Below are 25,646 nucleotides of genomic sequence, written 5' to 3'. Positions count from 1 at the left end.
CTCCACACAACGCACATGAAACTCGCCACCCTCAAGGATGGCTCGCGCGACGGCCAACTGGCCGTGGTCTCGCGCGACCTGAAGACCGCTCACTTCGCCACGCACATCGCCGGCACGCTGCAGCGCGCGCTGGACGACTGGACCTTCCACGCGCCGCAGTTGCAGGATCTGTACGACCAGCTCAACGCGGGCCGCGCCCGCCACCCGTTTGCGTTCGACGCGGGCACCTGCATGGCGCCGCTGCCCCGCGCGTACCAATGGGCCGACGGCTCAGCCTATGTGAACCACGTTGAATTGGTGCGCAAGGCGCGCGGCGCTGAGATGCCCCCCGAGTTCTGGACCGACCCGCTGATGTACCAGGGCGGCTCGGATGACCTGGCCGGCGCGCATGACCCCATCGTCTGCCGCAGCGAAGCGTTCGGCATCGATTTCGAGGCAGAGGTGGCCGTCATCACCGGCGACGTGCCGATGGGCACCGAGCCGGCCGCCGCCGCCGAGGGCATCCGCCTGATCGTGCTGGCCAACGATGTGTCGCTGCGCAACCTGATTCCGGCGGAGTTGGGCAAGGGTTTCGGCTTCTTCCAGAGCAAGCCGGCGACGGCGTTTTCACCCGTGGCCGTCACGCCCGATGAGTTGGGCGAGGCCTGGCGCGACCGCAAGGTGCATCTGCCGATGACCGTGCGCTGGAACAACAAGAAGGTCGGCCAGCCCGAATGCGGCACCGATATGGTGTTCGACTTCGGCCAACTGATCGCGCACATCTGCAAGACACGCAACGTGCGTGCGGGCAGCATCGTCGGCTCGGGCACGATTTCCAACGTGGACCGCAGCAAGGGGTACGCCTGCATCGCCGAGAAACGCATGCTGGAAACCATCGAATCCGGTGCGCCCGTCACCGAATACATGCGCTACGGCGACACCGTGAAGATCGAGATGTTCGACGCCAATGGCGTGTCGATTTTTGGGGCGATCGACCAGGAAGTCGTCGCGCCTGGCACGCAAGCGTAAGACTTACGCGGATTCGGGCGCTGTCTTCGGACGGCGCCCCCGCTTTGGCGCCACGGCACCTGCTGCCAGCGCCTGCCCGTGATACCCCAGGCGCAGCGACAGCGTCCGCCCGGCCTCGCGCAGCAGCCGCGAGGCAGGCCCCTCCAGGCTGGAATCGAAGACGCTGGACAGGCCTAGCGCCGTGATCGCCCCGGCCAGCTTGCCTTGTGAATCGAGCACCGGCACGGCCACCGAATCGATGCCGTGCACCAGCGTCCCGCCGATGCGTGCCACGCCTTCCTGCCGTACCGCCTGCCAGCGCGCGCGGCAGTTCAGCCAGTCGGTCAGACCGGCCGTGCCGGCGCCCGGCCCGCGCAGTTCGCGATCGATGAGCGAGACGATCTGGATTTCGGGCATCCATGCGGCGCACGCCTGGCCCGTTGCCGAGTTCAGCAGCGGCATGACCGAGCCCACCCGCACATTGACCGCCACCGGCCGGCCGCTGTCTTCCCAGCGCACGATGACCGGGCCGCGAGGGGTCCAGATCGACAGAAACACGCTTTCGTTCAGCCGTTCGGCCAGCTTGGGCAGCAGGTTGCTGCCCTCACGCACGAAATCCACGTCGGACAGCGCTGACAGCCCCACCTGCAGCGCCTGCGCACCCAGCCGGTAGCGGGCCGAGGCGGGATCCTGCTCCACAAAACCCATGCGCTCCAGCGACACCAGGTAGCGGTGCACCTTCGCGCGCGGCATGCCGAGCTGCCGACCCAGTTCGGAGACGGCGTGTGCGCCACCGGCATGCGCCATTGCCGAAAGCACGCTCAGCGCGATCTCGGCGGACTGAATGCCGGCGCTGGTACGTTCAGGCGCGGTGTCTTCTGCGGGCAGTTCGTCGGGCGATGTATCCGGCGGCAGGGGAGCGTCGATGGGCATCTTGAAGTCTCGGGTGTCGCTTTATAAGATACGCGTTACGTAAAAAGATACAACCGGCGCGGCGGCCTGCGCGCTGGAAAAGACCTCGAAGACCCGGGAGACGCCATGAAGCTGTCGATCTTTTCCGTGCAGGATCACTACCCCGACCGGCCCCGCAGTCTGCCGCAACTCTACGCAGACGTCATCGCCCAGGCGCGCCACGCCGAAGCGCTCGGCTACGACACCTTCTGGGTGGCCGAACATCACTTCCACGAGTACGGCGCCGTACCCAACCCTGCGGTCTTTCTGTCGCATCTGGCCGCGCAGACGCAGCGGCTGCGGCTGGGCACGGCCATCTCGATCCTCACCTTCCATCATCCGGCCACCGTGGCGGAGAACTACGCGATGGTCGACGCGCTCTCGGGCGGGCGGTTGTCGCTGGGCGTGGGCTCCGGCTACCTCAAGCACGAGTTCGAGGGCTACGACGTTGACCCCACCCTCAAGCGCGAACGCTTTGACGAGGCGCTGATGCTCGTCGAGCGCTTGCTCGCCGGCGAACGTGTGCACCACGCGGGCCGGTTCCACACGCTTCGCGACGTGCGCCTGAACGTCCTGCCGGTGCAGGTCCGCGTGCCGATCCACGTGGCGATCCTGCGGCGCGAGGCGGCGTATCACATTGGCCGGCAGGGGCGGCGCATGTTGTTCGTGCCGTATGCCTCGGTCGAGCGCTTCGACGACATCCGCACGTTGATGGACGACTACCGGCACGGCCTGGCCGAAGCGGGCATTGCCGACACGCGCGGCATGGCGGCCGTCGCTCTGCACACGCACGTGGGCCCGACCGACGCTGCCGTGCGCGCAACTGCCGCCGACGCGTTCGACCTGTACGTCGCCACGCGGCTCTATGCGCGCCGCCAGACGTACGACGATGTGCTGGCCAGCGGCCTGTCGTTGTTCGGCACGCCCGACGCGGTTGCCGAGAAGCTCGCGCGGCTGTCCGAGATGGGGGTTGATCACGTGATGGCGCTGCACAACTTCGGGCTGATGCCGCAATCGGCCGTGCTGGAATCGATGCGCGGGTTGGTGGAGGATGCGTTGCCGCGTGCCGGCATCACTGCGCTCGCTGCCTGAACCTGTCTAGCCTGGGCGACTCCGCATCGCCAAACCGCCGCAAAACCGCTACGCTCTTTGCCAAACCACGGGAGGAGACCCCCAATGCAGCGACCGAATTGGCGACATGCGGGCGTACTGGCTGGTTTGGCTTTGCTGTCTTCCGCCGCGCTGGCGGACATCCGTATCGGGGTCACGGTATCGGCCACCGGGCCGCAGGCCTCGCTGGGGCAGCCCGAGAAGAACGCCACCACGCTGTGGCCGCGCGAGATCGGCGGTGCGATTGGTGGTGAGCGGGTCGACGTGATCGTCCTTGACGATGCGTCCGACACCACGCGCGCTGTCACCAACACGCGCAAGCTGATGAGCGAGTCCAACGTCGACGTGATCGTCGGCTCCTCCACTACGCCGAATACGCTGGCGATGATCGACGCGGCGGCCGAGGGCAAGACGCCGGTGATCTCGCTGGCCTCATCCGCCCGGTTGATCGAGCCGATGGATGCGCGGCAGCGCTGGATCTTCAAGACGCCGCATTCGGATTCGCACATGGCGTCGCTCATTGCCGAGCACGCTGCCGCCCACGGTGTGAAGACCATTGCCTACATCGGTTTTGCGAACGCGCTGGGCGAGGCTTTCCTGGCGGAGGTGCAGCGCTTTGCCGATCTCAAGCACATCCGCATCACCGATACCGAGCGTTTTTCGCCCACCGACAACAGCGTGACCGCGCAGGTGCTGCATCTGCTGGCCAACAAGCCCGACGCGGTGGTGATCGGCGGCTCCGGAACGCCCGCCGCACTGCCGGCCCGCGCGCTCGCCGAGCGCGGCTACATGGGCAAGATCTACTTCAACCACGGCGTGTCCAACAACGATTTCGTCAGGCTGTGCGGCAAGGATTGTGAAGGCGCCTACGTGCCGACCGGCCCCGTGATGGTTGCCGCCGAATTGCCCGACACCAATCCGGCCAAGCAGCAGGCGCTGGATTTCGCGCGCCGCTACGAGGCCGCCTTCGGCAAGGGCAGCGTGTCGATCTTCGCCGCCTACACGGGCGACATCGGCGTGCTGTTGCAGCGGGCGGTGCCGGTGGCGCTCAAGCGCGCCAAGCCGGGCACGCCGGCCTTTCGCGAGGCGCTGCGCGACGCGCTGGAGCAAGTGCGCGACCTGCCCACCAGCACCGGGGTGGTCAACATGAGCCCGCAAGACCACGTGGGCCTGGACCAGCGTGCCCGCGTGATGGCGCAGATCCGCCGCGGCCAATGGCACTTGGCCGATACCGCGAAGTGACGATGGCGCACATCCCGCGTTGCGCGCGCGATCTCATCCGCTATGCTTGATCCATTAACTCAGACGCCATGACCTCGCTCGCACCCCGCTTCGCCCGCTACCAGGCGCTGACGCTCGTCCAGCACGGCCCCATCCTCGAAATCGTGATGGGCGCGGCGCAGTCGGCCAACCGCAAGCTGTCCACTGCCGATGCCGGCCTGCACCGCGAACTGGCGGAGATCTGGCGCGATGTGTCCGCCGAGCCCTCGGTGCGCGTCGCGCTCATCCGTGGAGAGGGCAAGGGCTTCTCGGCCGGCGGCGATCTGCACCTCGTCGAGCAGATGGCCGATGACTTCGATGTGCGCACCCGCGTCTGGCACGAGGCGCGCGATCTCGTCTACAACGTCATCAACTGCGACAAGCCCATTGTCAGCGCCATGCACGGCCCCGCTGTGGGGGCAGGGCTGGTTGCCGGATTGCTGGCCGATATTTCGATCGCCGCCAAGGACGCACGCATCGTCGATGGCCACACGCGCCTGGGCGTGGCAGCGGGCGACCATGCGGCCATTGTCTGGCCGTTGTTGTGCGGCATGGCCAAGGCCAAGTACTACCTGCTGCTGTGCGAGTCCATGACGGGCGATGAGGCTGAGCGCATCGGGCTGGTTTCGCTGGCCGTGCCAGAGTCGGAACTCGTCAACCGCGCGTTCGAAATCGCCGAGCGTCTGGCTGCGGGTTCGCAGACGGCCATCCGCTGGACCAAGTACGCGCTGAACAACTGGTTGCGCCTGGCCGGCCCAAGTTTTGATACTTCGTTGGCGCTTGAATTCATGGGGTTTGCGGGCCCCGACGTGCGCGAGGGCATTGCGAGCTTGCGCCAGAAGCGTCCGCCCACCTTTGATGGCGCCTGATTGAAGCCACGCAAGCGCGCCCGACCCCAGACCGATTTGTAGGAGACCACCATGTTCACCCAGATGCCCAATTTTGCCGAAGGCGGTTTCGATTTTCTGCGCAAGCTGTGGGGCGGCGGCTTTGCCGGGATGGCGGGTGGCGGCATGCCCAACATGGCCAGCTTTGCCGCACCGCCGATGGACCTCGAGGAAATCGACAAGCGCATCCACGACCTGCGCGCCGTGGAGAGCTGGCTGCAACTGAACGCCAGCCTGCTGCGCACGGCCATCCAGGGCCTGGAGGTGCAGCGCGCTACGCTGGTGGCCTTGCAGACCTTCGGCTCTGCGCTGTCGCCCGATGCCATGAAGTCCGCATTCGATGGCCTGACGCCGAGCGCGTCCTCGTCAGCGTCTTCGTCCTCTTCCGACGAGCCATCCAGGCGCGCCTGGCCGCACACTGCCGCCACGGCCAAGCCAGCTGAAGATGAACCGCCGCCCGAAGACGAGGCCGATGCGGAAGAAGACACTGACGACGACCAAGCCGAGGCTCGTGCCGAGAATGCCCAGGCCCAGGCCGCTGCCCAGGCACAGGCTGCTGCACGCGCCGCCGCGGCCGCGCTGGACCCCTCGCCGTGGTGGAACATGCTGCAGCAGCAGTTTAGTCAGATCGCCAGCTCCGCTGCCGCCGCCATGCCGATGCCACAGAACCTGATGCCGGGCTTCCCGGACGGTTTCCCCGGGTTTGCAGGCGCTCCGGGCGCGGAGGGGCTGGATGCAGCGCCGGAAGACATCGAAGAAAAGACCGCGCCGGCCAAGCCGAAGCGCGCTGCTGCCAAGCCGGTAACGAAGCCGGCCGACAAGGCGCATGCAGGCAACACCACCAAGCCGGCCACCAAGAAGGCGGCTGCCAAGAAAGCGCCGGCGAAAGCTGCGCCACGCAAGCCCACCAACCACACGCCCTGATCGATGTCGACAGACTGCACTGCACTCTTGATGATGGGCGGTGGCGCGCGTGCCGCCTATCAGGTCGGTGTGCTGCGGGGTATCGCGGGGTTGGCGCGCGAGTATGCGCCGGGTGTGACGCGTACGCCGTTCGACGTCATTTGCGGCACGTCGGCGGGGGCGATCAACAGCTTGGGCCTCGCACGCGGCGCACAGGATTTCACGCTCGCCACGGAGGCGCTCTCCCAGCTCTGGGGCAACCTGCATGCCGATCGTGTCTATCGCACGGACGTCGGCCGCGTGGGTTCCAGCGGCGCGCGCTGGCTGACCGCGCTGGCGTTCGGCTGGATGACAGGCCACACGCCGCGCGCGCTGTTCGACAACACGCCGCTGCGCGAGCTGCTTGAATCGCAACACGACGGTCAACAGGTGCAGGCCGCGTTCGACGCCGGTGCGCTGCGCGCGCTGGCCATTACCGCGCTGTCGTACACCACCGGGCGCCACGTCACGTTCTATCAATCGCCGCACGTGGTGCTGCCGTGGCGGCGGTCGCAGCGGATAGCGGTGTCAGACCAGATCGGCGTGTCGCACATGCTCGCGTCGTCGAGCATCCCGTTCGTCTTTCCGGCCGAGCCTGTGCCGCTCGAAGGCAACGACGAATGGTTCGGCGACGGTACGATGCGCCAGATGTCGCCGTTGAGCCCAGCCATTCATCTGGGCGCGAATCGCATTCTGGTAGTGGGCGCCGCGTCGCGCTCGCAGCCGGGCTGGTACGACACGGTACCGGCGTCCGGCTATCCGTCGCTTGCGCAGATTGCGGGGCAGGCGCTGGCGAGCATCTTTCTCGACGGGCTCTCCGCCGATATCGAGCGGGTGCAGCACGTTAACGGCATGGTGGCTCGCAACCCCGAGATTGCTGACGCCCGCGACGGCTGGCGGAAGATCGAAGTGCTGGTGATGGCGCCTTCCGAGCGCATCGAACTCATTGCCTCGCGCCACGTACAGCGCCTGCCGGGCACGGTGCGTGCACTGCTCAAGCCGCTGGGCGGCACCGAAGCGCGCGGCGCGGCGTTCGCGAGCTATCTGCTCTTCGAACCGGAGTTCACGCAGGAACTGATCGACCTGGGCGAGCGCGATGTGCAGGCCCGCCGCGACGAGCTGGCCGCATTCCTGTACGGCGCGATTCCGGACACGATGCGCGCAGCCTGATCAGCGCGACGAGTGTGTCGATGGTTCAGCCAGCAGCGCATCGATGCGCTTGATGAGCGCCGGGTCGCTCGGCTCGACGCTGCTCGGGAACACTGCTGCCACGCGGCCGGTGCGGTCCAGCAGGTATTTGTGGAAGTTCCACTTGGGCGGCTGCCCCGTTTGCGTCGCCAGCCACGAATACAGCGGCGATGCACCCCCGCCAACCACTGCCGTCTTCGAGAACATCGGGAATTTCACGCCGTACGTGTTAAAGCAGAAATCGGCGATCTGCTTGCTGTTGCCGGGCTCCTGCTGAAAGTCGTTGGACGGAAAGCCGAGCACCGTCAGGCCTTTGTCGCGGTACTTCGCGTACAGCGCTTCGAGTCCTTCATATTGATGCGTGTAGCCGCAATAGCTGGCGGTGTTGACGACCAGCACGACGCGGCCGGCGTACTGGCACAGGTCTTGCGGCGCATCATCCTGCAGGCGCTTAACACGAAAGTTCAGGCTGGCGGGGCAGGCGCCTGCGGCAGCAGGGGCTTGTGCGGCAGGCGCGACGCCAGCCGTAGCAGCATGCCCCGTGCGCGGCAGCAGCAGCGCGATGATGGCAATGGCAATCGCTATGGCGATCATCAGCAGATGGTGCCCACGCAGCACACCCGACGCGTGCACTTGCAGACGCGACCGACGCGCGGAATCGGTGGCAGAAAACAACATGGCGAATCTCCAAAAGCGGGCACTCAGGCGACGAGCCGGAGTTTGTCTTCAGTCTAGGGTATAACGCCCCGAGGACGCACCATTGCAGAATGTGCGGTATGCGTGGCGCGCGATTCGCCGCACGGATTGCAGCGCTTCCTATACTGAACGGAAGACCTCGCCGGGCGGTGGGCCCGGTCCGACACAAAAGACGACGGCCGGCGTGCTGCCGATCACATCGCGGCGAACCGCGAGACAACGCGCAACCGCATCGCGCACCAGGGGGTCGCCAAGCCACGTTGCAGCTGTGGCACCGGCAGGCCTGTTGTCACGAGGAAACGGGCAGACACGGAACTTTGCTCCGGCAACCACGAAAAACAGGGGCCGGTCAAGCATGTCTGCTAGAATCCGCCTGCAAATTCAAAGGCTTACCATGCTCTATCCCGAATTGTTCAAGTCGTTGGAAGCGGTCCGCTGGAATATGGAAAAGGATATTCCGTGGGATACGTTCGATGCGTCGCTGCTGACCGACGCGCAAGCGCAGACCATCAAGATGAATGCCATCACCGAGTGGTCAGCCCTGCCGGCCACCGAGATGTTCCTGCGTGACAATCGCCATGACTCCGATTTTTCAGCGTTCATGAGCGTGTGGTTCTTTGAAGAGCAGAAGCACTCGCTGGTGCTGATGGAATATCTGCGCCGCTTCCGCCCGGAGCTCGTGCCGACTGAAGAAGAGCTGCACAACGTGCGCTTCGAATTCGATCCGGCTCCGCCGCTGGAAACGTTGATGCTGCACTTCTGCGGCGAAATCCGCCTGAACCACTGGTACCGCCGTGCCTCCGAATGGCACACCGAGCCGGTCATCAAGGCAATCTACAAGCATCTGTCGCAGGACGAAGCCCGCCACGGCGGCGCCTACCTGCGCTACATGAAGAAATACCTCGGCCAGTTCGGCGACAGCGCGCGCAGCGCATTCGCCAAGATCGGCGTGCTGATGGCCTCGGCCCGCCGCACCGAAAAGCCGCTCCACCCGACCAACCTGCACGTGAACAAGGCGCTGTTCCCGCAAGACACGGTGCAGTCGCGCCTGCCGAACCCGGATTGGCTGGAGCACTGGCTGGACGAGCAAATCAAGTTCGACGCCGGCTGGGAAAAGAAGGTCATTGAACGCATCCTGCACAACATGGGTCTGCTGTTCGAGCGCACCTTCGAAACCGTGCAGGACCTGAACCGCTACCGCAAGGAACTGAACGCACGTCTGCTCGGCTCGGCCGAACAAGCTGCCTGATCCTTGCCACTGGCAGTAAGCGGCCCATCGATTCGATGGGCCGTTTTGTTTTCCACTCCGATTCCGCTTTTGCCATGACCGCTCGCCAGCCCGCACCCGCCTTCGAACAGAAGATCTGCGACTTCGCCGACGTGGAAGCCCGCGTGCGCGCCTTGCCGCGCCCACTGGTCTTCACCAACGGCGTGTTCGACATCCTGCATCGCGGTCACGCCACGTATCTGGCGCAGGCCCGTGCGCTGGGCGCTTCGCTGGTGGTGGGTGTGAACACCGATGCGTCGGTGCGCATGCTGGGCAAGGGCGATGACCGCCCGCTCAACACGCAGGAAGATCGCCTGGCCGTGCTGGCTGCGCTGGAAGCGGTGAGTCTGGTGGTGTTGTTTGCCGAGCGCACCCCGGTTGAACTCATCCGGCGCGTGCGTCCTGACATCTACGTCAAGGGCGGCGACTATGACATCGATGCACTTGAAGAAACGCGTGTCGTGCGTAGCTGGGGCGGCACGGCGCTGGCGATTCCGTTTGAGCACGACCGCTCGACGACGGCCCTGATCAAGCGCGTGCGCGCGACGTCCTGAGCGCCTAGCGCGATGCCGTGACCGCCGCGCAAGCGTGCAGGTCCTCGGCGTTCAGCGTCTTCTTGAGGGCGGCCAGTTGGGCTGCGACGCCCGAAGCCGCATCGGCGGTGGCGGTGACCCGCAGCGACGTCTGCGAGCCGAGGCGGCGGGTTTGCGTGACCACGGCGGTGCGCACGTCCTTGGCGCGCAGTTCGTCCATAAGCTGCTGCGCGCGCTCCTTGTCACGGAACAGACCCAGCGACACCACAAACGTATTGCCTTCCTGCACGATGGCTGAATCCGCCACGTTGCGACGCTTGAGTTCGGCCACCTTGCGCTCGGCGTCGTCGCGCGTGTCGCGGGCCGGCATGTGGACCCACCAGCGGTTGTCTTCCTGGCGCGTGATGCGCTCAACTTGCACGCCGGCCAGTTGCTTGAGCTGGTCGAGGCCGCGCGTGGCCTGTGCTTCGGTCAGGCCGCCGAGTTCGGTGCAACTGCCACCGCTGTCGGCGGTGGTGGCGGCGGTCAGAGCCGTTTGCTCGATGTGGGCTCCTGGGCCCGACGCGGCAGGCGATGAAGCCGCCGGCGTCGAGCCTGGCGCCGATTTGGGTACGGCGGTGGCCGGTGCAGAAGAGGGTGCCGGTTCGAGAATGCGGATCGCTTCGACGCGGATCTGGCGGCGCATGCGATCGGGCTCGCGCTCGCTCTCGAACCACGCCTTGGATACTTCTGGCCCGAACACGCCGGTATTGGCCGCGAGCAGAACGCCGTTGACGAGCAGCAGGAGCAACAGGGCGAGGCGAAGCGTCATGGTGCGAACGGACGTGGATTCGGACGGTGGCTCGGAATGCAGGAACACGGCAGCAACAACGGTAAGACGTCAGACGAAAACTGCAGCCCGGTCGACTGCGACTAGGCCAGCGTCGCGGCGCCTTCCCGGCGCGCGCGCGCCAGCACCTGCAGGCCGAGCAGCACGAGATTATCGTGCATCTGGAACGGCATGCGCAGATGCGGCCCCAGCGCGGCGCGTGCTCCGCCGCTCAGCACGCAGCGTGCCGGGCCGGGGTATTGCTTCTGCAGTGCCATCCACGTCTGCGCAATCGCGCCCGCCTGGGCGATGACGCAGCCCAGCGCGATGGCGTCCTGCGTGTTGTCGGCCCAGGGCGGCGCAACGACGTCGCCCGCGCTCAGGTAGCTGACATCCACTTCGGGCAACTGCGCCGTGTTGCGTGACAGCGCGCGCATCATCAACGTGAGGCCGGGCAGGATCAAGCCGCCGGCAAACAGGCCATCGGGCGAGACGATGTCGAGGGTGGTGGCGGTGCCTGCCGTCACCAGCAGCAGGGCGGTGTCGGGCCACAAATGGCGTGCGCCGACCGCGCCGACCCACCGGTCAGTGCCAAGCTGTGTCGGGTCGCGATACCCATTGCGCAGGCCGGCAGTGGCCTCTTCCGATGCAGCAATGCGTACGCGTGCCCCGTCGAACACGCGGGCGATGCGCGCGGTGAGCGCATCGCGCAGCGCCGGGCCGGCCACGGCGCTGATCCAGACCTCGGGCGGGGCAACGCCGGAGGCGTGGCAATCGCGCCAGTCTTCCACCAGTTCAGCCAATCGATCATGCGCGCGGGCGCCGGCATGCTGCCAGGGCGTGCCGCCGGGTTCTTCGGGCAGCGCGAGTTCGGCATCGGCACCCCCCGCGATCCACGCCCATTTGATGCGCGTATTGCCCGCGTCGATCAGCAACAGCGGGCGGGCGGGGGCGGCGTGTGCAGCGGAGACCTTCAAGCGCGTCATGGCTGCTCCGCGTCTGCGCCGCGCAAGGACAGCTCGCCGCTGTGAATCCACTGCACACGTCCGCCCGATTCAATCGCCAGGCGGCCTTGTGCGTCGATGCCATGTGCCACGCCTTCGAGCACCACGGTGCCGTCCTGCCACAGGCGCACGCGCTCGCCGGCAAAGGCATCGCGAGCGGCAAACGGCCCAACGAACGGCACCAGGCCCTCTGCACCGAAGCGCTGCAGGTGTTCACCCAGCGACGTGAGCAGCGCCGAGAACACGGCGTTCGGTTCCGGCGCATCCACCAGTTCTTCCACGCCCGACAGGCTGCGGCCGAGCGTGGCCTCCAGTACGCGCGGTCGTTCCAGGTTCAGGCCGATGCCGATGACGGCCCACGTCTGGCCCGGCTCCTTCCGCACGGTTTCGACCAGGATGCCGGCCAGCTTGCGCCCGGCGATTTGCACATCGTTGGGCCATTTGAGGCCGAGGGCCTGCGCGCTGCCGCCCCGGGCTTCCGCGTACCCGGCCACGGCGTCGGCCACGGCCACACCCACGGCCAGGCTCAGGCCGCCAAGCTGCGCGGGCTCTCCCGCAAAGGCGCAGGCGATGGAGAAGGTCAAGCCGTGGTCGCCACCCCATGGGCGGCCCTGTCGGCCGCGTCCGGCGGTCTGGCGCTGGGCGGCCAGCACGCGGGCGCCCAGCAGCGGCGCGGCGCCCGCGTGGGCCGGAATCGCCGTGTTGGCAGGCCAGGCGGCATCACGCACAGCGGCCATCAGATCGGCGCTGGTGGAGCCGGTGGCCTCGACCACATCGACGGGCCAGCTTGCAGCCGGGCCGCTGGGCTGGATACGCTCGCGCGCAAGGCGCCACCGCGCAGAGGGTTCGGCAAGAGACATAAAAGACGGGCGATCAAGTTCGCGCTAAGAATGCGCGCATTGTACGAGCGAGGCTGCAAACACGGGCCTGGCGCTTGCTTCAAGCGACGTGAAGGCCTCACAGTGTGGGAGCCAGTGTGACAGCGTTTGGCGGCGCGTTGGCTACAATTCGACCGATGTCGGGCATCACCGCTTACGGAGAACCGTTTGATCACCTGCCGTACACCGCAGCTTGAAGTACGCGTTGTCGATGGACGCTCCGTCGCCTTTCTCTCTGGCGACTGGACCACGCTTGCCCTGGCCGAGCGCGCCGGCGTGCGCGGCGCGCGCCAGCAGATCCGCGCCGGTCTGGACAACGCCAACGCATGGTGTCTGACCGAAGTTGGCCGTATCGACCACTTTGGCGCGCAACTGCTCTGGCGCGCCTGGGGCAACCAGTGGCCCGAACACCTGGATGCCCGGCCGGACCAGCGCCGCATGCTCGATCGCGTTGCCAAGCTCGATCCCGGCGGCTGGAAACAGCGCCTCGCGCCGCGCATGAACCCGGTGGTGATCCTCGGCGAGGGCATGCTCGATTTTTTCGATCACGCCCGTGACGGCATCGCCATGGTCGGTCAGTTGGTGTTCGACTTCGGCAGGTTCATGCGTGCGCCGCATCGCGGGCCGTGGCGCGAGATCTCCGCCAACATCTACAGCACGGGCTACAAGGCGCTGGGCATCACGGCGCTGGTGGGCTTCCTGATCGGCATCGTGCTGAGCTATCTGTCGGCCAACCAGTTGCGCGTGTTTGGGGCCAGCATCTTCATCGTCAACATTTTGGGGATGGCCATCATCCGCGAGCTGGGGCCGGTGCTGGCGGCGATTCTGGTGGCCGGGCGTTCGGGGTCGGCCATCACTGCGCAGATCGGGGTGATGCGGGTGACCGAAGAGCTGGACGCGATGCGCGTGATGGGCATCTCCCACGGTTTCCGGTTGATCCTGCCCAAGGTGATCGCGCTGGCGATCGCCATGCCGCTGCTGGTGGCGTGGACGGATCTGCTCGCGCTGGCGGGCGGCATTCTGGCGGCCAAGTTCCAGCTCGATATCAGTCCGACGTATTTCATCACGTCGTTGCCCGATGCGGTGCCGGTGGCCAACCTGTGGCTGGGCATCGGCAAGGGCGTGGTGTTCGGCATGCTGATCGGGCTGGTCGCCTGCCACTTCGGCCTGCGCATCCAGCCCAACACCCAGAGCCTGGGCGAAGGCACGACGACCTCGGTGGTGGTTTCGATCACCATCGTCATCCTTGCGGATGCGGTGTTCGCCATCCTCTTCAAGGACGTCGGGATATGACGCGGCCCCGCCATCCCCATATCGAGCACGCCGCGGTGCCGCCGGAGGCTCTCACGCCCGCGCGCGAACGCGTGATCGAGGTGCGCAACGTCACCAAGCGGTACGGCAAGGTGACCGTGCTGGAGAGCATCGATCTGGACGTGTTTCGCGGCGAGGTGCTTTCCATCGTCGGCGGTTCGGGCAGCGGCAAGACGACGCTGCTGCGCCAGGTGGTGGGGCTGGAGAAACCCACCTCGGGCACGATCCACATCTTTGGCGAAGAGCTGACTTGCCAGGTGGGCAACGATCTGCAGTCGATGCGCAACCGCTGGGGCATGCAATTCCAGCACGGCGCGCTGTTCTCGGCGCTGTCCGTGATCGACAACGTGGCGTTGCCGATGCGCGAATTGCGCACCCTGCCCGACGCATTCATCCAACGCGTGGCAATGCTCAAGCTGCAGATGGTGGGGCTCAAATCCACCGATGCCGACAAGATGCCGTCGGACCTGTCGGGCGGCATGATCAAGCGCGTGGCGCTGGCACGGGCGTTGTCGCTGGAGCCGGAGTTGGTGTTTCTTGATGAGCCGACCGCCGGGCTGGACCCGCGCGCGTCCGACGATTACGTCGCACTCATCCGCGAGTTGCGTCAGGAACTGGGCCTGACCGTGGTGATGGTGACGCACGATCTCGACACCCTGGTGGCGCTGTCCGACCGCATTGCCGTGCTGGCGGACCGCAAGGTGCTGGCCGCCAAGCCGGTGGAGCAGATCATCCAGATCGACCATCCGTTCATCAAGGAATACTTCCTGGGTGAACGGGGCAAACGGGCCCTGATGGCGCTGGGCCCGCAGATGACGGAGGCGGTGGCCGCGGCCTCGCTTTCGATGCAGGAGGATTGATGGAAAACAAAGCCCACGCATTCCTGGCCGGGCTGTTTACGATCGGGCTGGCCATCTTCATCGGGCTGGCCGTCATGTGGTTCAACCGCGACCAGACCGTGCGCGTGCCCTACGAAGTGGTCACGCGTTCGACCGTCAACGGGCTGAACCCACAGGCTTCCGTGAAATACCGCGGCCTGGACGTCGGCAAGGTCGACAGCATCCGCTTTGACGACAAGGTGCCGGGGCAGATCGTGGTGCGCGTGCTGGTCGACAAGGATGCGCCCATCACCACCACCACGTATGGGCGCTTGGCGTACCAGGGCGTGACGGGTCTCGCCTATGTGCAACTCGACGACCGCGGTTTCGACAACAGCAAGCGTGTGCCCAGCCCGATGCGCCTGGCCACGTCGGACAAGGATCCCGCGCGCATCCGCATGGAAGCGGGCTTCCTGGATGAGCTGGATAAACGCGGCGACCAGATGCTCTCCAAGCTCGATCAGACCCTGAACTCGCTGTCGATCATGTTTGACGACGAGCACCGCCAGCAGATCACGACATCGCTGCAATCGTTCCAGAAGACGATGGATGCCTACAGCGCGCTCGCGCAGCAGGCTGAGCCCACAATGCGCCGCCTGCCGCAGATTGCCGACAACCTCGATTCCACGCTGGTGGCCACGCGCAAGCTCACGCAGTCGTTGGCTGACCCGCAGGGGCCGTTGATGACGACGCTTTCCGGCGCTGGGACCGATCTGACGGCGGCTACGCAGTCGATGCAATCCGCCGCCAATGTGCTGACCTACGAAACGCTGCCGCAGCTCAATGGCTTTGCACGTGAGGCGCGCCAGGCCGTGCGCGGCTTCGACCATGCCGTGACCGACTTCAACGCCCGGCCGCAGAGTGTGCTGTTTGGCCCAGCGCCCGGCGTCCCCGGCCCTGGTGAGACTGGCTTTGCCGCGCCGGCCGCCCGCGCTTCGGCCCAGCCCTGAGGAGATTCCATGTCGATGTTGTCTGCTGTGTTCCGCCGCACGCACGCGCTGTCCGGTCTGATGGTGCTGTCGCTCCTGGCCGCATGCTCCAGCGCGCCCGTGGCGCCCGCCGCCCAGTATGACTTTGGGCTCGCGCCGGCCGCCAGCGCTGGCGCGCGCCTGCCCACCGCCTTGCGCGTGGCTGATGTGGCCGGCCCCGGGTGGATGGACGGCAACGCCATCTACTACCGCCTCGCCTATGCGCAAAGCCAGCGCACCGACGCCTACGCCAACAGCCGCTGGGTGGAATCGCCCGTGAGCCTGTTCGACGCGCGTTTGCGCAACGCGGCGGCCGCGCGCGGCCATGTGATCGGCTATCCCACGCCCGATGTGCCGAGCCTGCGTGTCGAGCTGGTCGACTTCTCGCAGGTGTTCGACAGGCCCGAAGCCAGCCGGGGCGTGGTGCGCTTGCGGGCAACGGTATCCCGGGCGCGCGACGTGATCGACCAGCGCGTGGTGCAGGCCGACGTGCCCGCGCCCAGCCCCGACGCAGCGGGTGGGGTGACGGCGCTCACGCAGGCGTCCGACAAGGCCATCGGCGAGGTGCTCGACTGGGTGGCGGGCTTGCCGCTGGCGACGTCAACCCCGACCGTGCCCGCAACGTCCGGCGCTGGATTTAGTACGCGCCGGCGCTGATATCCCAACCTCTCAACCGGATGGAGGAACCATCCGTGATGAGCGGCATCGGACGCTATCATGGTCGGTTTCTTCCGGGCACGTCCGCTCCTCCTTCTAGATAGCTCCCTCCGGTGACGGACTTCCACTCGCAACCCGCTGCACCCACCCCGCATCGCCACTCGCCGCTTGCACGCGCCGGGCTGGGATGGTTCGTGCTGCTGGTCGTCTACGCAAGCCTGTATCCGTTTGCCGGCTGGACGGATACCGGCGTGTCGCCGTTTGCCTTCCTGAGCGCACCGCTGCCGCGCTACAACACCGGCTTCGACATGGTCACCAACGTGTGGGGCTACATGCCGCTTGGCATGCTGACGGTGCTGTCGCTGCATCCGCGCATCACCGGCTGGCGCGCGGTGTTGCTGTCGCTGCTGGCCGGGCTGCTGCTCTCGGGCGCCATGGAGGCGATCCAGACCTATCTGCCCACGCGCGTGTCCTCCAACGTCGATCTTGCGACGAATACGCTGGGCGCCCTGCTGGGCGGCATTGTCATGTTGCCGTTTGCAGCGCGGCTGATCGACCGGGGCGGGCTGCGCCGCCTGCGCCGCCGCTGGTTCGAGCCGCATGCGACCTTTGCGATCCTGCTGATGCTGGTGTGGCCGTTCGCACAGATTTTTCCGCAGGAATTCCTCTTCAGCATGGGCGGAGTGATCCGCAGCATCCTGCTCGATCCATCGCCGGATGCGTTTGTGGTCAACCTTCTCAACGGCTGGTTTCCGGAGCTGTTCGACTGGCAGGACAAACTGACGGCGCACCCGGAAGCGCTGCAGCGCCAGGAACTGCTGGAAGCGCTCATCACCGCTTGCAGCTGGATCGGCACGGGGCTGCTGGCCAGCGTGGCTATGCGCCGTGGTGCGCCCATGCTGCGCCTGCTGGCTGCGCTGCTGGCCGGTGCGCTCGTGGTGAAGGCGGGGGCGACGGAGCTGCAGTTTCCGCTGGGCGGCGCATGGGATTGGCTTTCATCCGGCGCGCGTTTCGGGCTGGTCGTCGGCTCGCTGATGCTGGTGCTGCTGGTGCGCCTGCCGCGCTGGCTGCGCGGTGCGCTTGCCATGACCCTGCTGGTCGCGCTGATCATCCTGTCCAACGTGCTGCCGCCGAGCCCGTATTCATGGGTATCGGCGCAGAGCTGGCGGCTGGGGCGCTTCGTCCATTTCAACAGCCTGTCGCAATGGATCGGCTGGTTGTGGCCGTTTCTCGGTCTCGGCTACCTCGCCTGGCGCGCCGAGCAGACCCAACTGCAGCGGCGCGCCGGACGTCAGGCGCGTTGAGCGCGCGCCGTGGCGGATGCGGTGGGTGGTGCCGCCACCCGGCGTACCGCAAGCAGTGCCGCCAGTGCCGCCAGGTACATCGCGGCCATGGCGACAAAACCTGCGCGCCACCCGAACAGGCCCGTCGACAACGCGGCCACGCCCAGGCCGATGAGCGCGCCGCCCTTGGCTGCGCTGCTGCACAACCCCAAGGCAAAACCTTGGCGATCTTCCGGGCTGGTTTCCGCCACGAGGCTGTTGAGCACCGGCAGGAGGCCGCCCAGGCACGCGCCCCAGGCCAGTCGCGCAGCGATGAATGCGACCTCCCCTTGTGCAACGCCTTGCCAGAGTGCAGTGAAGCCGCAGACGGCGGTCAACGCGCAGACGCGCCCCAGCGTGACGTGCACGGGCAGGCCCGCAAAACGCTTTGCCCACCAGCGCGCAGACAGCGCCAGTGTCGCGGCCGTGGCGCTGTAGGCCAGGCCTGCCAGCATCACCGATCCATGCAGCGTCTCGGTGATATACGGCGCGAGAAAGCCCTGCGGCATGATGCGCGCCGCCTGCACCGCCACCATGCCGAACAGCAAGCCGATCACCAGGCCACCCAACGGGGCATGCCGCGCGTGCAGCGTATCGGCAGTCCGCTTCGATGTGCTGCGCGGGGCCGGGTCGATGCGCGGCAAGCAGAACATCGCCAGCGGAAGGCACGCCAGGATCACCACCGCGCCCGCCGTGTTGGCCATCCGGAAGCCCATCCACGCGACAAGCCACGCGCCGACCGGTGGCGCCATGAAGCTGCCGCATGCCGTGACGGTTTGTAGATCGGCGAAGACGCGTCGGCGCATGTCGGGCGGCGCCACGCGCATGGCGTAGATCTGTGCGGCCGCCAGGAAGCCTGCCAGGCCCCCTTGCACCGTGCGCGCCAGCAGCACGCTGGCCGCCGAGTCTGCATAGACCGACCACAGCTGTGACGCCGCCAGCGCGACCAGCGCCCGCAGGATCATCGGCTTGGGCCCGACGCGGTCGGCCAGGCGGCCCCACCAGGGCGCGGTGACCAGCGTGGCGGCCATCGGCGCAAAGTACGCCGCGCTGGCCACCCACGCGAACGGCACACCGGGCAACGGCGTCAGTTCACGCAGAAACAACGGCCAGAACGGGCCTGTCATTTCCATCGCCCCCATCGAAAGGGCCTGGATGACGAGGAGCCAGCGGATGGCGCCACGCCAAGCGTCCACGGGCGCTCCCGGGCTCATGCTCGAGCCGCTGCGGCCAGCGGGTTGGACAGCGCGGCGTGCATGTCGTCAGACTGATCGCGCAGACGCATGCGGACAAAGGTCTTGAACGTCCATGGCGCTTCGAGCAGCGCGTGACGCTCGTGTGCCCACGTGTCGGCATCCATGACGGTGCGGCTCGCCTCGAACGCGGCCTGCATGGCGTCATGCCATTGGCGCAGTCCGTCCGTGCTGCCGTGGTCCGGAAACAGTGCCAGCGCCAGTTCACCGATATGACATAGCAGGAAGGCGTGGATCAGCTTCTTGCGCGGGACGTCCCGATCCGGATACGTGGTGTGGCCGGCTCGGAACGGCTCGATCGAGAAGCCCTGTGCCTGCAGCGTCGGCATCGCGATCTTCACGTCGCCAAAGTCACGCACCACCAGCCGCACTGGCATGCCGGCCTCGTTGATGACGACGAAGGTGTTCTGCTGATGAGCCTCCAGCGCAATGCCGTAGCGCAGATAGAGGCCGACGATGGCCGGCATCGCCACGCGAAGGTACGCCTCGAAAAAGCGCGTGGCCCGCTCCGCGCGTGTGCCATCGGCCTGGCGCGCCAGCACGGTGTCGAGCAGCATGGGCGCCGATGGGTGCGTCATGTCGGCGGTGAAGTCCGGCGTGAAGAGGGCGCCCACCGGCAGCAGCCGCTCGTTGCCGGCAATGCGCGTGGTGGGGTTGTCGCGCACGATCATCGACAGATGCCGGGCGCGGTCATCGTCGGTGCCGGCCACGTGGATGCCGTGGCGTTCCGGCACGATCGACAGGACGTTCGCCAATCCTGCGTCGTTCGCGAGGATGCGTTCCAGCAGGGCGCTCACGCGCGGCCCCATGACTGCCGATTTGGGCGACACGGTGCGTTCGACGCTGGTCAGCCGCATGCTGACCGGCAGCTTGAGCATCGGGCCGCCCGGCGCGTCGGTCGCGGCCACGGTGCGGAATGACATCGTTGGCCGGGCGGCAATGCTGATGTCCGGCAGGTGGATCAGTTCGCCTGCGGCAAATTCAGCGGCGAAGTTCTCGCCGAGTGTCGTGTCGCGCTGCCACGGGTGAACGGGCAGCGGCAGCCACGCTTCGGGCGCGAGCTGGCGTGCCAGCAAGGCTTTACGAAACGCCGCCATGGCGTGGGGAAAGGTCGCCGCGAACCAGCTGCCGTAAGGCGGCACGCCTTCCATCGTGGTGACCTGCAGGCGATGCGCCGCGACGGCCACCACGCCGATGGGCACCTGCGCCTCGAACTCCGGCGATAGCGCGATCACCTGCTCGGGCGCGAGTCCCAGCCGTGTCTTGTAGGCCGGATGCCACGGATGGCCGCCGGTGCCCCACTGCTCGGTACGGGCGAGCGCGTGCGCAGTGCCCTCGCCGCAGAGCAGCGCGAGCGCGTCTTGCGACGCCGCGGTGCGGTGCTCGGCGGCCAAACGCTCGCCCCAGGCGAGCCGATAGGCTTGGCACAGCGTGTCGTTGTCCTGGCTGTTGTCCAGTTCTGTCGCGAGCCGTGCAATGGCGGCCAGGCGAGGAGCTTCGGCGGCATCGCCAATATCCAGCATGAGCGTGAGCCAGTGGAGCAGGGCGGATGGGCGCTCAATGGGCGTTGGCGGGCGATCGTGTGCAAGGACGGCGACGTCGCCCGTCAATGTCCAGCTACCGAGTGCGCCCGGTCGTAAACCGGTGAAGCGCAGCAGCACGCGCTGCTGCCAGATCGGCAGCAACGTCACATCGGCGCGTGTATCGGCGATCAGTTGGTCTGCGTTGAGCAGCGCTTCACGAAACAGTGCCTGCAGCAGGCGCGACAACACCCGCCGTCGCGCCAGTTGCTGTGCCGCCGACCAATGCTCAGCCTGCACGCCGGCTTCGAGCAGCGCGGGAATGGATTCAAGGCGGAGGTTGCCGGCGGTTGCGATTGCGGCAGCGGATGCCGTTTGGGTTTGGGCGGCGGTATCAGATCGACGTTGCACGAGGGCTCCTACGGGACATGAGCGTGAGCAGGCGAGCGGGGGCTCGGCCCTGCAGCACAGGGGGTCCAGATGTAGGGGCCGCTTCAGAGGCAGGCGGGCATGCAGCGTTCCCGAGTGGAAGCTGCAAGAGAGGCTCGTTCTTCTAGGTATGCGCGCAGTGACCAGCCTGGTCCGCTGCGCCAAGGCGCCATTTGGTGCGCTGCAGTGTAGGTGAGAATCATTCGCACTTGCAACACTATTCCATCAATCTAGGCAGGTCGGGTGACGGAGCCGGCGCGTGCCGTCTTCACGTAACCGACATGAATCCTTTCTACCTTAGCGCGTGGTGAGTTGACGGCGCGCGCTGCACAGTCCGGCTCGCTGATGTCATCAGGAGGTCATCTGTGTCTGCCAACCCAAAGGCCAGCGCTATCCGTCGAGTGTCCACGGCTTCTGCGTGCGTCGCTGCGCTGTCTGCGCTCGTGCTGAGCGGTTGCGATGCCGCTGATCCGCATGTGCCGGCCGTGGTGCGCGCGCCGGCTTTTGCTCCGCCTGCGTCGCCGCCCCAGGCCGTTGCCTCGCACGACGGATTGGCGCCCCCTGTGATCCATACCGTCGACTGACTTCGTTGCTCGCGTTCAGTCGGGCACTGACCCGTGTTGTCCCCAACCCCCCCCCACCCCCAATAGACAGACATCAGGACGAGAACATGACCTCCAACAGTCGCCGTGGTTTTCTCCGTTCCGCCGCCCAGCTGGCTGCTGCATCCGCAGCCATGGGCGCGGTGCCCGAAGGCATTCGCCGGGCGCTGGCGATTCCCGCCCATAACGCGCACCGCAATATCGAGGACGTGCAGCACATCGTGATCCTCATGCAGGAGAACCGCTCGTTCGACCATTACTTCGGCACGCTCAAGGGCGTGCGCGGCTATGGCGATACGCGCACTGTCACGCTGCCGACCGGCAAGAGCGTGTGGCATCAGCCGATGGCCGGTGGCGTGGGCGAAGTCCTGCCGTTCCGCCCGAGCGCGCCGGATCTGGGCCTGCAGTTCCTGCAGGACTTGCCGCACGGCTGGAACGACACACACGCCGCCGTCAACGGTGGCCGCTATGACGGCTGGGTCCCGCACAAGGGCACCACGACGATGGCGTACCTCACGCGCCAGGACATTCCGTTCCACTACGCGTTGGCAGACGCCTTCACCATCTGCGACGCCTACCACTGCTCCACGCCCACGTCGACCGACCCGAACCGCTACTACATGTGGACGGGCTATGTCGGCAACGACAACGTCGGCGGCGGCCCTGTGATCGACAACGCAGAAGCCGGCTACGGCTGGTCGACCTATCCGGAAGTGCTCGAAGCCGCCGGCATTTCGTGGAAGATCTACCAGGACATCGGCACGGGCCTCGATGCGGCCGGCTCCTGGGGGTGGACGAGCGACGCCTACATCGGCAACTACGGCGACAACTCGCTGCTCTACTTCAAGCAATACCAGAATGCACAGCCCGGCAGCCCGCTATACGACAAGGCACGCACCGGCACCAACGCCTCGGCCGGCGACGGCTACTTCGACATCCTCAAGCGCGACGTGCAGAACGGCACGCTTGCGCAGGTGTCGTGGATTGCCGCGCCGGAAGCCTTTTCCGAGCACCCGAACTGGCCGGCCAACTACGGCGCCTGGTATATCGACCAGGTTTTGCAGATCCTGACCTCCAACCCCGAGGTGTGGAGCAAGACGGCGCTGTTCATCACCTACGACGAGAACGACGGCTTCTTCGACCACCTCGTGCCGCCGTTTGCATCGTCGGGCAGCAATGGGCTATCGACGGTCGACACCACGGGCGAGTACTTTCCGGGCAACAGCACGTACGGCGCCGGCAGTTATGGCTTGGGCCAGCGCGTGCCGATGCTGGTGGTATCGCCGTGGTCCAAGGGCGGCTTCGTGTGCTCGGAAACGTTCGACCACACGTCGATCATCCGTTTCATCGAGCAGCGCTTCAAGCGCACGCACAACGTGCGCTCGCCGAACATCTCGAAGTGGCGCCGCGCAGTGTGCGGTGATCTGACGTCCGCGTTCAACTTTGCTACGCCCAACGAGGTGGTGCCTGCATTGCCGAGCACCGCCGCCTACGTGCCGAAGGACAAGCTGCGCCACGCCAGCTACGTGCCGCTGCCGCCGCTGGTGCAGGCCGTGCCGAAGCAGGAAGCCGGTGTGCGCCCGTCGCGCGCCCTGCCGTACGAACTGTTCGTGCGCGGCCGCCAGGATGAATCGGCCGGCAAGTTCCAGCTGGAATTCGTGAACACCGGGGACGTGGGTGCCGCCTTCCTCGTCTACACCACCGGCAGCACGGACGCACCGCGCACCTACACGGTGGAGGCGGGCAAGCGCCTGTCGGACAAGCTGGCGGTGAACGCCGGCGGCGCGTACGACTTCACGGTGCACGGCCCGAACGGCTTCCTGCGCCGCTTTGTCGGCAAGCTCACGCTGACGGGCCTGCTGCGTCCGCATGGCCATGCGTTGGAAGTGAAGGAAGGCTACGACGTGGCCAACGGCAACCTGCAACTGCGCCTCATGAACCACGGCCGCGCCTCCACTGTCTTCACGATCAAGAGCGCCTATACGGGCGAAAGCGTGCAGCGCGAAGTGCGCGGCGGTGACGATGCGTCGGTGTACCTGGACCTGCGCAGCCAGCATGCCTGGTACGACCTGACCGTCACGGCTAGCACCGACGCCGGCTTCGAGCGTCGCCTGGCCGGCCACGTTGAGACCGGCCGCGCCAGTGCGTCTGATCCAGCGCTGAGCGCATAAGCGGTACCCAAGGAAAGACGGCCCGCCGGCGTGGTCTGCCGGCGGGCCGTTTTTTTTTCGACGCTCAGCCCGACGATCATCACGATCGCCAGCACGTCGGCAAATGGATAGCCCCAATGCTGCGTCATTGCGTGGTCTCCTTCGGTTCGATGTCGAGCAGGCCGGTGTCGGCCATACGCTGACGGCCAAACGCGGTGATGGCGTAGCGCAAGTGCACCTTGCTGGTGGCTTCGTCCAGTGTGTCTTCGGGCGTTCGCACCCGACCGCCGGCTTCCCGTCGTGACGATGTGATCCAGGGGCCGCAGCACCAATGTCGTTGCATCGACCAATTGTTGAGATTAAAAGAACAGTCTTTTCTTTTATGTGTCATTTATCTATCAGAGGCAACGATCTATTCTGATCTCAAGCGCAACGAACTGAGCGCAACCGAATATCCAGACACATCAGGAGCCCCATCATGAACACCCGTCTCGCAACCGCTTTCTCCCGTAACGCCCTGCTGGCCCTGGTGGCCACGGTTTCCGCTTCCGCCGCTCTGCTGGCCGCCCAGCCGGCCGCCGCTGCCGTGCAAGGCGGCGCCGATCCGTACACGCAAGGCGCTGTCGCCAAGGCTGACCCGTACACCCAGGGGGCTGCCGCCAAGTACGACGTCTATACCCAGGGCGCGGATCGCCAAGCCGATACCTACGGCTATCTGTCGTGGAAGAACGACCGCTTCGACCCGTACACCCAAGGTGCCGTCGGCAAGGCTGACCCATACACGGACGGGGCAATCGCCAAGGCCGATCCGTACACCGACGGCGCTACCGCCAAGTACGACGTCTACACGCAGGGTGCCGATCGCCAAGCCGACACCTACGGTTATCTGTCGTGGAACGGCGATGTCTCGTATCCGAAGGACGCCGCTTCGAACGCCTGATCGTTCGAGCCGTACCAAAGCAAAAGGGCCTTGGGTTCAACCCCAAGGCCCTTTTTGTTTGTGCAGTGTTTCTGCTTTGTGATCAGACCACGCCGGCTTCGTGCGCCTGCTGATCGGCGTGGTACGAGCTGCGCACCATGGCGCCCACGGCCGCGTGCGTGAAGCCCATCTCGTACGCCTTCTCTTCGAACATCTTGAAGGTGTCCGGGTGCACGTAGCGCAGCACCGGCAGATGGTGGCCCGACGGCGCCAGATACTGGCCGATGGTCAACATGTCGATATCGTGCTCGCGCATGTCGCGCATGACTTCCAGGATTTCCTCATCCGTCTCACCCAGGCCGACCATCAGGCCGGACTTGGTCGGCACGTTCGGGTTGCGGGCCTTGAAGTCCTTCAGCAGCTTGAGCGAGTGCGCGTAGTCCGCACCCGGGCGGGCCTGCTTATACAGGCGCGGCACCGTTTCGAGGTTGTGGTTCATCACGTCCGGCGGGCATTCCTGCAGGATGTCCAGCGCCTTCTCCAGGCGGCCACGGAAGTCCGGCACCAGCACTTCGATGCGTGTGGCCGGTGACAGGGCGCGCGTGCGCGAGATGCAATCGACGTAATGCTGGGCGCCGCCGTCACGCAGGTCGTCGCGGTCGACGCTGGTGATGACGACATAGTTGAGCTTGAGTTCGGCGATGGTCTTGGCCAGATTTTCCGGCTCGTTGACGTCGAGCGGGTCCGGGCGGCCATGCCCGACGTCGCAGAACGGGCAGCGGCGCGTGCACTTGTCGCCCATGATCATGAACGTGGCCGTGCCCTTGCCGAAGCACTCGCCGATGTTCGGGCAGCTCGCCTCTTCGCACACCGTCACGAGGTTGTTGGCGCGCAGGATGTCCTTGATCTCGTAGAAGCGCGAGTTGCCGGTGGCGGCACGTACGCGAATCCAATCCGGCTTCTTGAGCTTCTCGGCCGGCACGATCTTGATGGGGATGCGTGCGGTCTTGTCGAGCGACTTCTGCTTGGCCGTGGCGTCGTACGGTTTGTTCGACGGGGTGGCAGGGGTGGCGACATCGGTGGCGCCGGCGGCGGAATCGGTCATCGTGTTCTCCGCACGGGCTTG

General features: G+C 66.3%; 25 protein-coding genes. 16 read left to right on the top strand and 9 right to left on the bottom strand.

The features are described 5' to 3' along the window. Positions 1-15: 15 nt before the first annotated feature. Entirely contained in the window at positions 16-1,008 is a 993-nt protein-coding gene (locus R2N16_RS02590) for a fumarylacetoacetate hydrolase family protein (RefSeq protein ID WP_316664024.1), read from the top strand. Between the two features lie 3 nt (positions 1,009-1,011). Here the strand turns inward: R2N16_RS02590 and R2N16_RS02585 are convergent, their stop codons facing one another. Further along, a complete protein-coding gene (locus tag R2N16_RS02585; RefSeq protein ID WP_316664023.1) occupies positions 1,012-1,920 on the bottom strand; it encodes an IclR family transcriptional regulator in 909 nt (302 codons plus the stop codon). Between the two features lie 105 nt (positions 1,921-2,025). Here R2N16_RS02585 and R2N16_RS02580 point away from each other — a divergent pair, with 105 nt between their 5' ends. The 5 genes from R2N16_RS02580 (at position 2,026) to R2N16_RS02560 (ending at position 7,307) form a co-directional block, all read left to right on the top strand. Then, a complete protein-coding gene (locus tag R2N16_RS02580) occupies positions 2,026-3,030 on the top strand; it encodes an LLM class flavin-dependent oxidoreductase (RefSeq protein ID WP_316664022.1) in 1,005 nt (334 codons plus the stop codon). An 84-nt stretch (positions 3,031-3,114) separates the two neighbouring features. Further along, positions 3,115-4,290, top strand: a complete 1,176-nt coding sequence (locus R2N16_RS02575; protein ID WP_316664021.1) for an ABC transporter substrate-binding protein — start codon at positions 3,115-3,117, stop codon at positions 4,288-4,290. A gap of 68 nt (positions 4,291-4,358) precedes the next feature. Then, positions 4,359-5,177 (top strand): enoyl-CoA hydratase/isomerase family protein, encoded by an 819-nt coding sequence (locus R2N16_RS02570; RefSeq protein ID WP_316664020.1) that lies wholly within the window; start codon positions 4,359-4,361, stop codon positions 5,175-5,177. Positions 5,178-5,228: 51 nt separating this feature from the next. Further along, the gene (locus tag R2N16_RS02565; protein WP_316664019.1) at positions 5,229-6,119 is read left to right on the top strand and encodes a PhaM family polyhydroxyalkanoate granule multifunctional regulatory protein; all 891 of its coding nucleotides are present in this window, start codon (positions 5,229-5,231) and stop codon (positions 6,117-6,119) included. A gap of 3 nt (positions 6,120-6,122) precedes the next feature. After that, on the top strand, positions 6,123-7,307 hold the full coding sequence (locus R2N16_RS02560) for a patatin-like phospholipase family protein (RefSeq protein ID WP_316664018.1): 1,185 nt from the start codon (positions 6,123-6,125) through the stop codon (positions 7,305-7,307). Here the strand turns inward: R2N16_RS02560 and R2N16_RS02555 are convergent, their stop codons facing one another. After that, on the bottom strand, positions 7,308-8,003 hold the full coding sequence (locus tag R2N16_RS02555; protein ID WP_316664017.1) for a glutathione peroxidase: 696 nt from the start codon (positions 8,001-8,003) through the stop codon (positions 7,308-7,310). Between the two features lie 412 nt (positions 8,004-8,415). On the opposite strand from R2N16_RS02555, the gene R2N16_RS02550 reads away from it, so the two are divergent. Together R2N16_RS02550 and rfaE2 are read left to right on the top strand one after the other, a co-directional pair. Further along, positions 8,416-9,270 (top strand): ferritin, encoded by an 855-nt coding sequence (locus tag R2N16_RS02550; RefSeq protein ID WP_009239234.1) that lies wholly within the window; start codon positions 8,416-8,418, stop codon positions 9,268-9,270. A gap of 74 nt (positions 9,271-9,344) precedes the next feature. Beyond that, on the top strand, positions 9,345-9,842 hold the full coding sequence (gene rfaE2 / locus R2N16_RS02545) for a D-glycero-beta-D-manno-heptose 1-phosphate adenylyltransferase (RefSeq protein WP_316664016.1): 498 nt from the start codon (positions 9,345-9,347) through the stop codon (positions 9,840-9,842). Positions 9,843-9,846: 4 nt separating this feature from the next. On the opposite strand, the gene R2N16_RS02540 is transcribed toward rfaE2, so the two are convergent. From R2N16_RS02540 to R2N16_RS02530, 3 genes are all read right to left on the bottom strand, one after another. Continuing rightward, positions 9,847-10,632 (bottom strand): SPOR domain-containing protein, encoded by a 786-nt coding sequence (locus R2N16_RS02540; protein WP_316664015.1) that lies wholly within the window; start codon positions 10,630-10,632, stop codon positions 9,847-9,849. Positions 10,633-10,733: 101 nt separating this feature from the next. Continuing rightward, the gene (locus tag R2N16_RS02535; protein ID WP_316664014.1) at positions 10,734-11,615 is read right to left on the bottom strand and encodes a type III pantothenate kinase; all 882 of its coding nucleotides are present in this window, start codon (positions 11,613-11,615) and stop codon (positions 10,734-10,736) included. Further along, positions 11,612-12,493: a biotin--[acetyl-CoA-carboxylase] ligase gene (locus R2N16_RS02530; protein WP_316664013.1), complete on the bottom strand. Its 882-nt coding sequence runs from the start codon at positions 12,491-12,493 to the stop codon at positions 11,612-11,614. Before R2N16_RS02530 ends, R2N16_RS02535 begins: the two co-directional genes overlap by 4 nt. Positions 12,494-12,679: 186 nt before the next feature. Here R2N16_RS02530 and R2N16_RS02525 point away from each other — a divergent pair, with 186 nt between their 5' ends. The 5 genes from R2N16_RS02525 to R2N16_RS02505 all read left to right on the top strand — a co-directional run bounded on the left by R2N16_RS02525 (position 12,680) and on the right by R2N16_RS02505 (position 17,629). Further along, positions 12,680-13,804 carry an MlaE family ABC transporter permease gene (locus R2N16_RS02525; RefSeq protein WP_316664012.1) on the top strand — a complete coding sequence of 375 codons (1,125 nt, stop codon included), beginning with the start codon at positions 12,680-12,682 and terminating at the stop codon, positions 13,802-13,804. Then, positions 13,801-14,682 carry an ABC transporter ATP-binding protein gene (locus R2N16_RS02520; protein WP_316664011.1) on the top strand — a complete coding sequence of 294 codons (882 nt, stop codon included), beginning with the start codon at positions 13,801-13,803 and terminating at the stop codon, positions 14,680-14,682. The genes R2N16_RS02525 and R2N16_RS02520 overlap by 4 nt, the downstream gene beginning before the upstream one ends. Further along, positions 14,682-15,650 (top strand): MlaD family protein, encoded by a 969-nt coding sequence (locus R2N16_RS02515; protein ID WP_316664010.1) that lies wholly within the window; start codon positions 14,682-14,684, stop codon positions 15,648-15,650. The genes R2N16_RS02520 and R2N16_RS02515 overlap by 1 nt, the downstream gene beginning before the upstream one ends. Before the next feature lie 9 nt (positions 15,651-15,659). Then, complete coding sequence (locus R2N16_RS02510; RefSeq protein WP_316664009.1) at positions 15,660-16,325, top strand: ABC-type transport auxiliary lipoprotein family protein; 666 nt, start codon at positions 15,660-15,662, stop codon at positions 16,323-16,325. A 113-nt stretch (positions 16,326-16,438) separates the two neighbouring features. Then, on the top strand, positions 16,439-17,629 hold the full coding sequence (locus R2N16_RS02505) for a VanZ family protein (RefSeq protein WP_316664008.1): 1,191 nt from the start codon (positions 16,439-16,441) through the stop codon (positions 17,627-17,629). On the opposite strand, the gene R2N16_RS02500 is transcribed toward R2N16_RS02505, so the two are convergent. Both R2N16_RS02500 and R2N16_RS02495 read right to left on the bottom strand, forming a co-directional pair. Further along, positions 17,617-18,861 carry a rhizoferrin export MFS transporter gene (locus tag R2N16_RS02500; RefSeq protein ID WP_316664007.1) on the bottom strand — a complete coding sequence of 415 codons (1,245 nt, stop codon included), beginning with the start codon at positions 18,859-18,861 and terminating at the stop codon, positions 17,617-17,619. The genes R2N16_RS02505 and R2N16_RS02500 overlap by 13 nt on opposite strands. Further along, complete coding sequence (locus tag R2N16_RS02495; protein WP_316664006.1) at positions 18,858-20,831, bottom strand: NRPS-independent rhizoferrin synthetase; 1,974 nt, start codon at positions 20,829-20,831, stop codon at positions 18,858-18,860. Before R2N16_RS02495 ends, R2N16_RS02500 begins: the two co-directional genes overlap by 4 nt. 383 nt (positions 20,832-21,214) lie before the next feature. Between R2N16_RS02495 and R2N16_RS02490 the strand changes: the two genes are divergently transcribed. Next, a complete protein-coding gene (locus R2N16_RS02490) occupies positions 21,215-21,433 on the top strand; it encodes a hypothetical protein (protein ID WP_316664005.1) in 219 nt (72 codons plus the stop codon). Positions 21,434-21,519: 86 nt separating this feature from the next. Beyond that, complete coding sequence (locus tag R2N16_RS02485; RefSeq protein ID WP_316664004.1) at positions 21,520-23,622, top strand: phosphocholine-specific phospholipase C; 2,103 nt, start codon at positions 21,520-21,522, stop codon at positions 23,620-23,622. 124 nt (positions 23,623-23,746) lie between these two features. Here R2N16_RS02485 and R2N16_RS02480 read toward each other — a convergent pair whose 3' ends face one another. After that, the gene (locus tag R2N16_RS02480) at positions 23,747-23,881 is read right to left on the bottom strand and encodes a hypothetical protein (protein ID WP_316664003.1); all 135 of its coding nucleotides are present in this window, start codon (positions 23,879-23,881) and stop codon (positions 23,747-23,749) included. Between the two features lie 198 nt (positions 23,882-24,079). On the opposite strand from R2N16_RS02480, the gene R2N16_RS02475 reads away from it, so the two are divergent. Continuing rightward, positions 24,080-24,541, top strand: coding sequence for a hypothetical protein (locus R2N16_RS02475; RefSeq protein ID WP_316664002.1), 462 nt, complete (start codon positions 24,080-24,082; stop codon positions 24,539-24,541). Between the two features lie 82 nt (positions 24,542-24,623). Here R2N16_RS02475 and lipA read toward each other — a convergent pair whose 3' ends face one another. Further along, complete coding sequence (lipA, locus tag R2N16_RS02470; protein ID WP_316664001.1) at positions 24,624-25,625, bottom strand: lipoyl synthase; 1,002 nt, start codon at positions 25,623-25,625, stop codon at positions 24,624-24,626. Between the last annotated feature and the right edge of the window lie 21 nt (positions 25,626-25,646).

This window comes from Ralstonia psammae (genome assembly GCF_958405935.1).
In the GTDB taxonomy this organism is placed as follows: Bacteria; Pseudomonadota; Gammaproteobacteria; order Burkholderiales; family Burkholderiaceae; genus Ralstonia; species Ralstonia psammae.
This window is presented reverse-complemented; position numbering and strand designations above follow the sequence as displayed.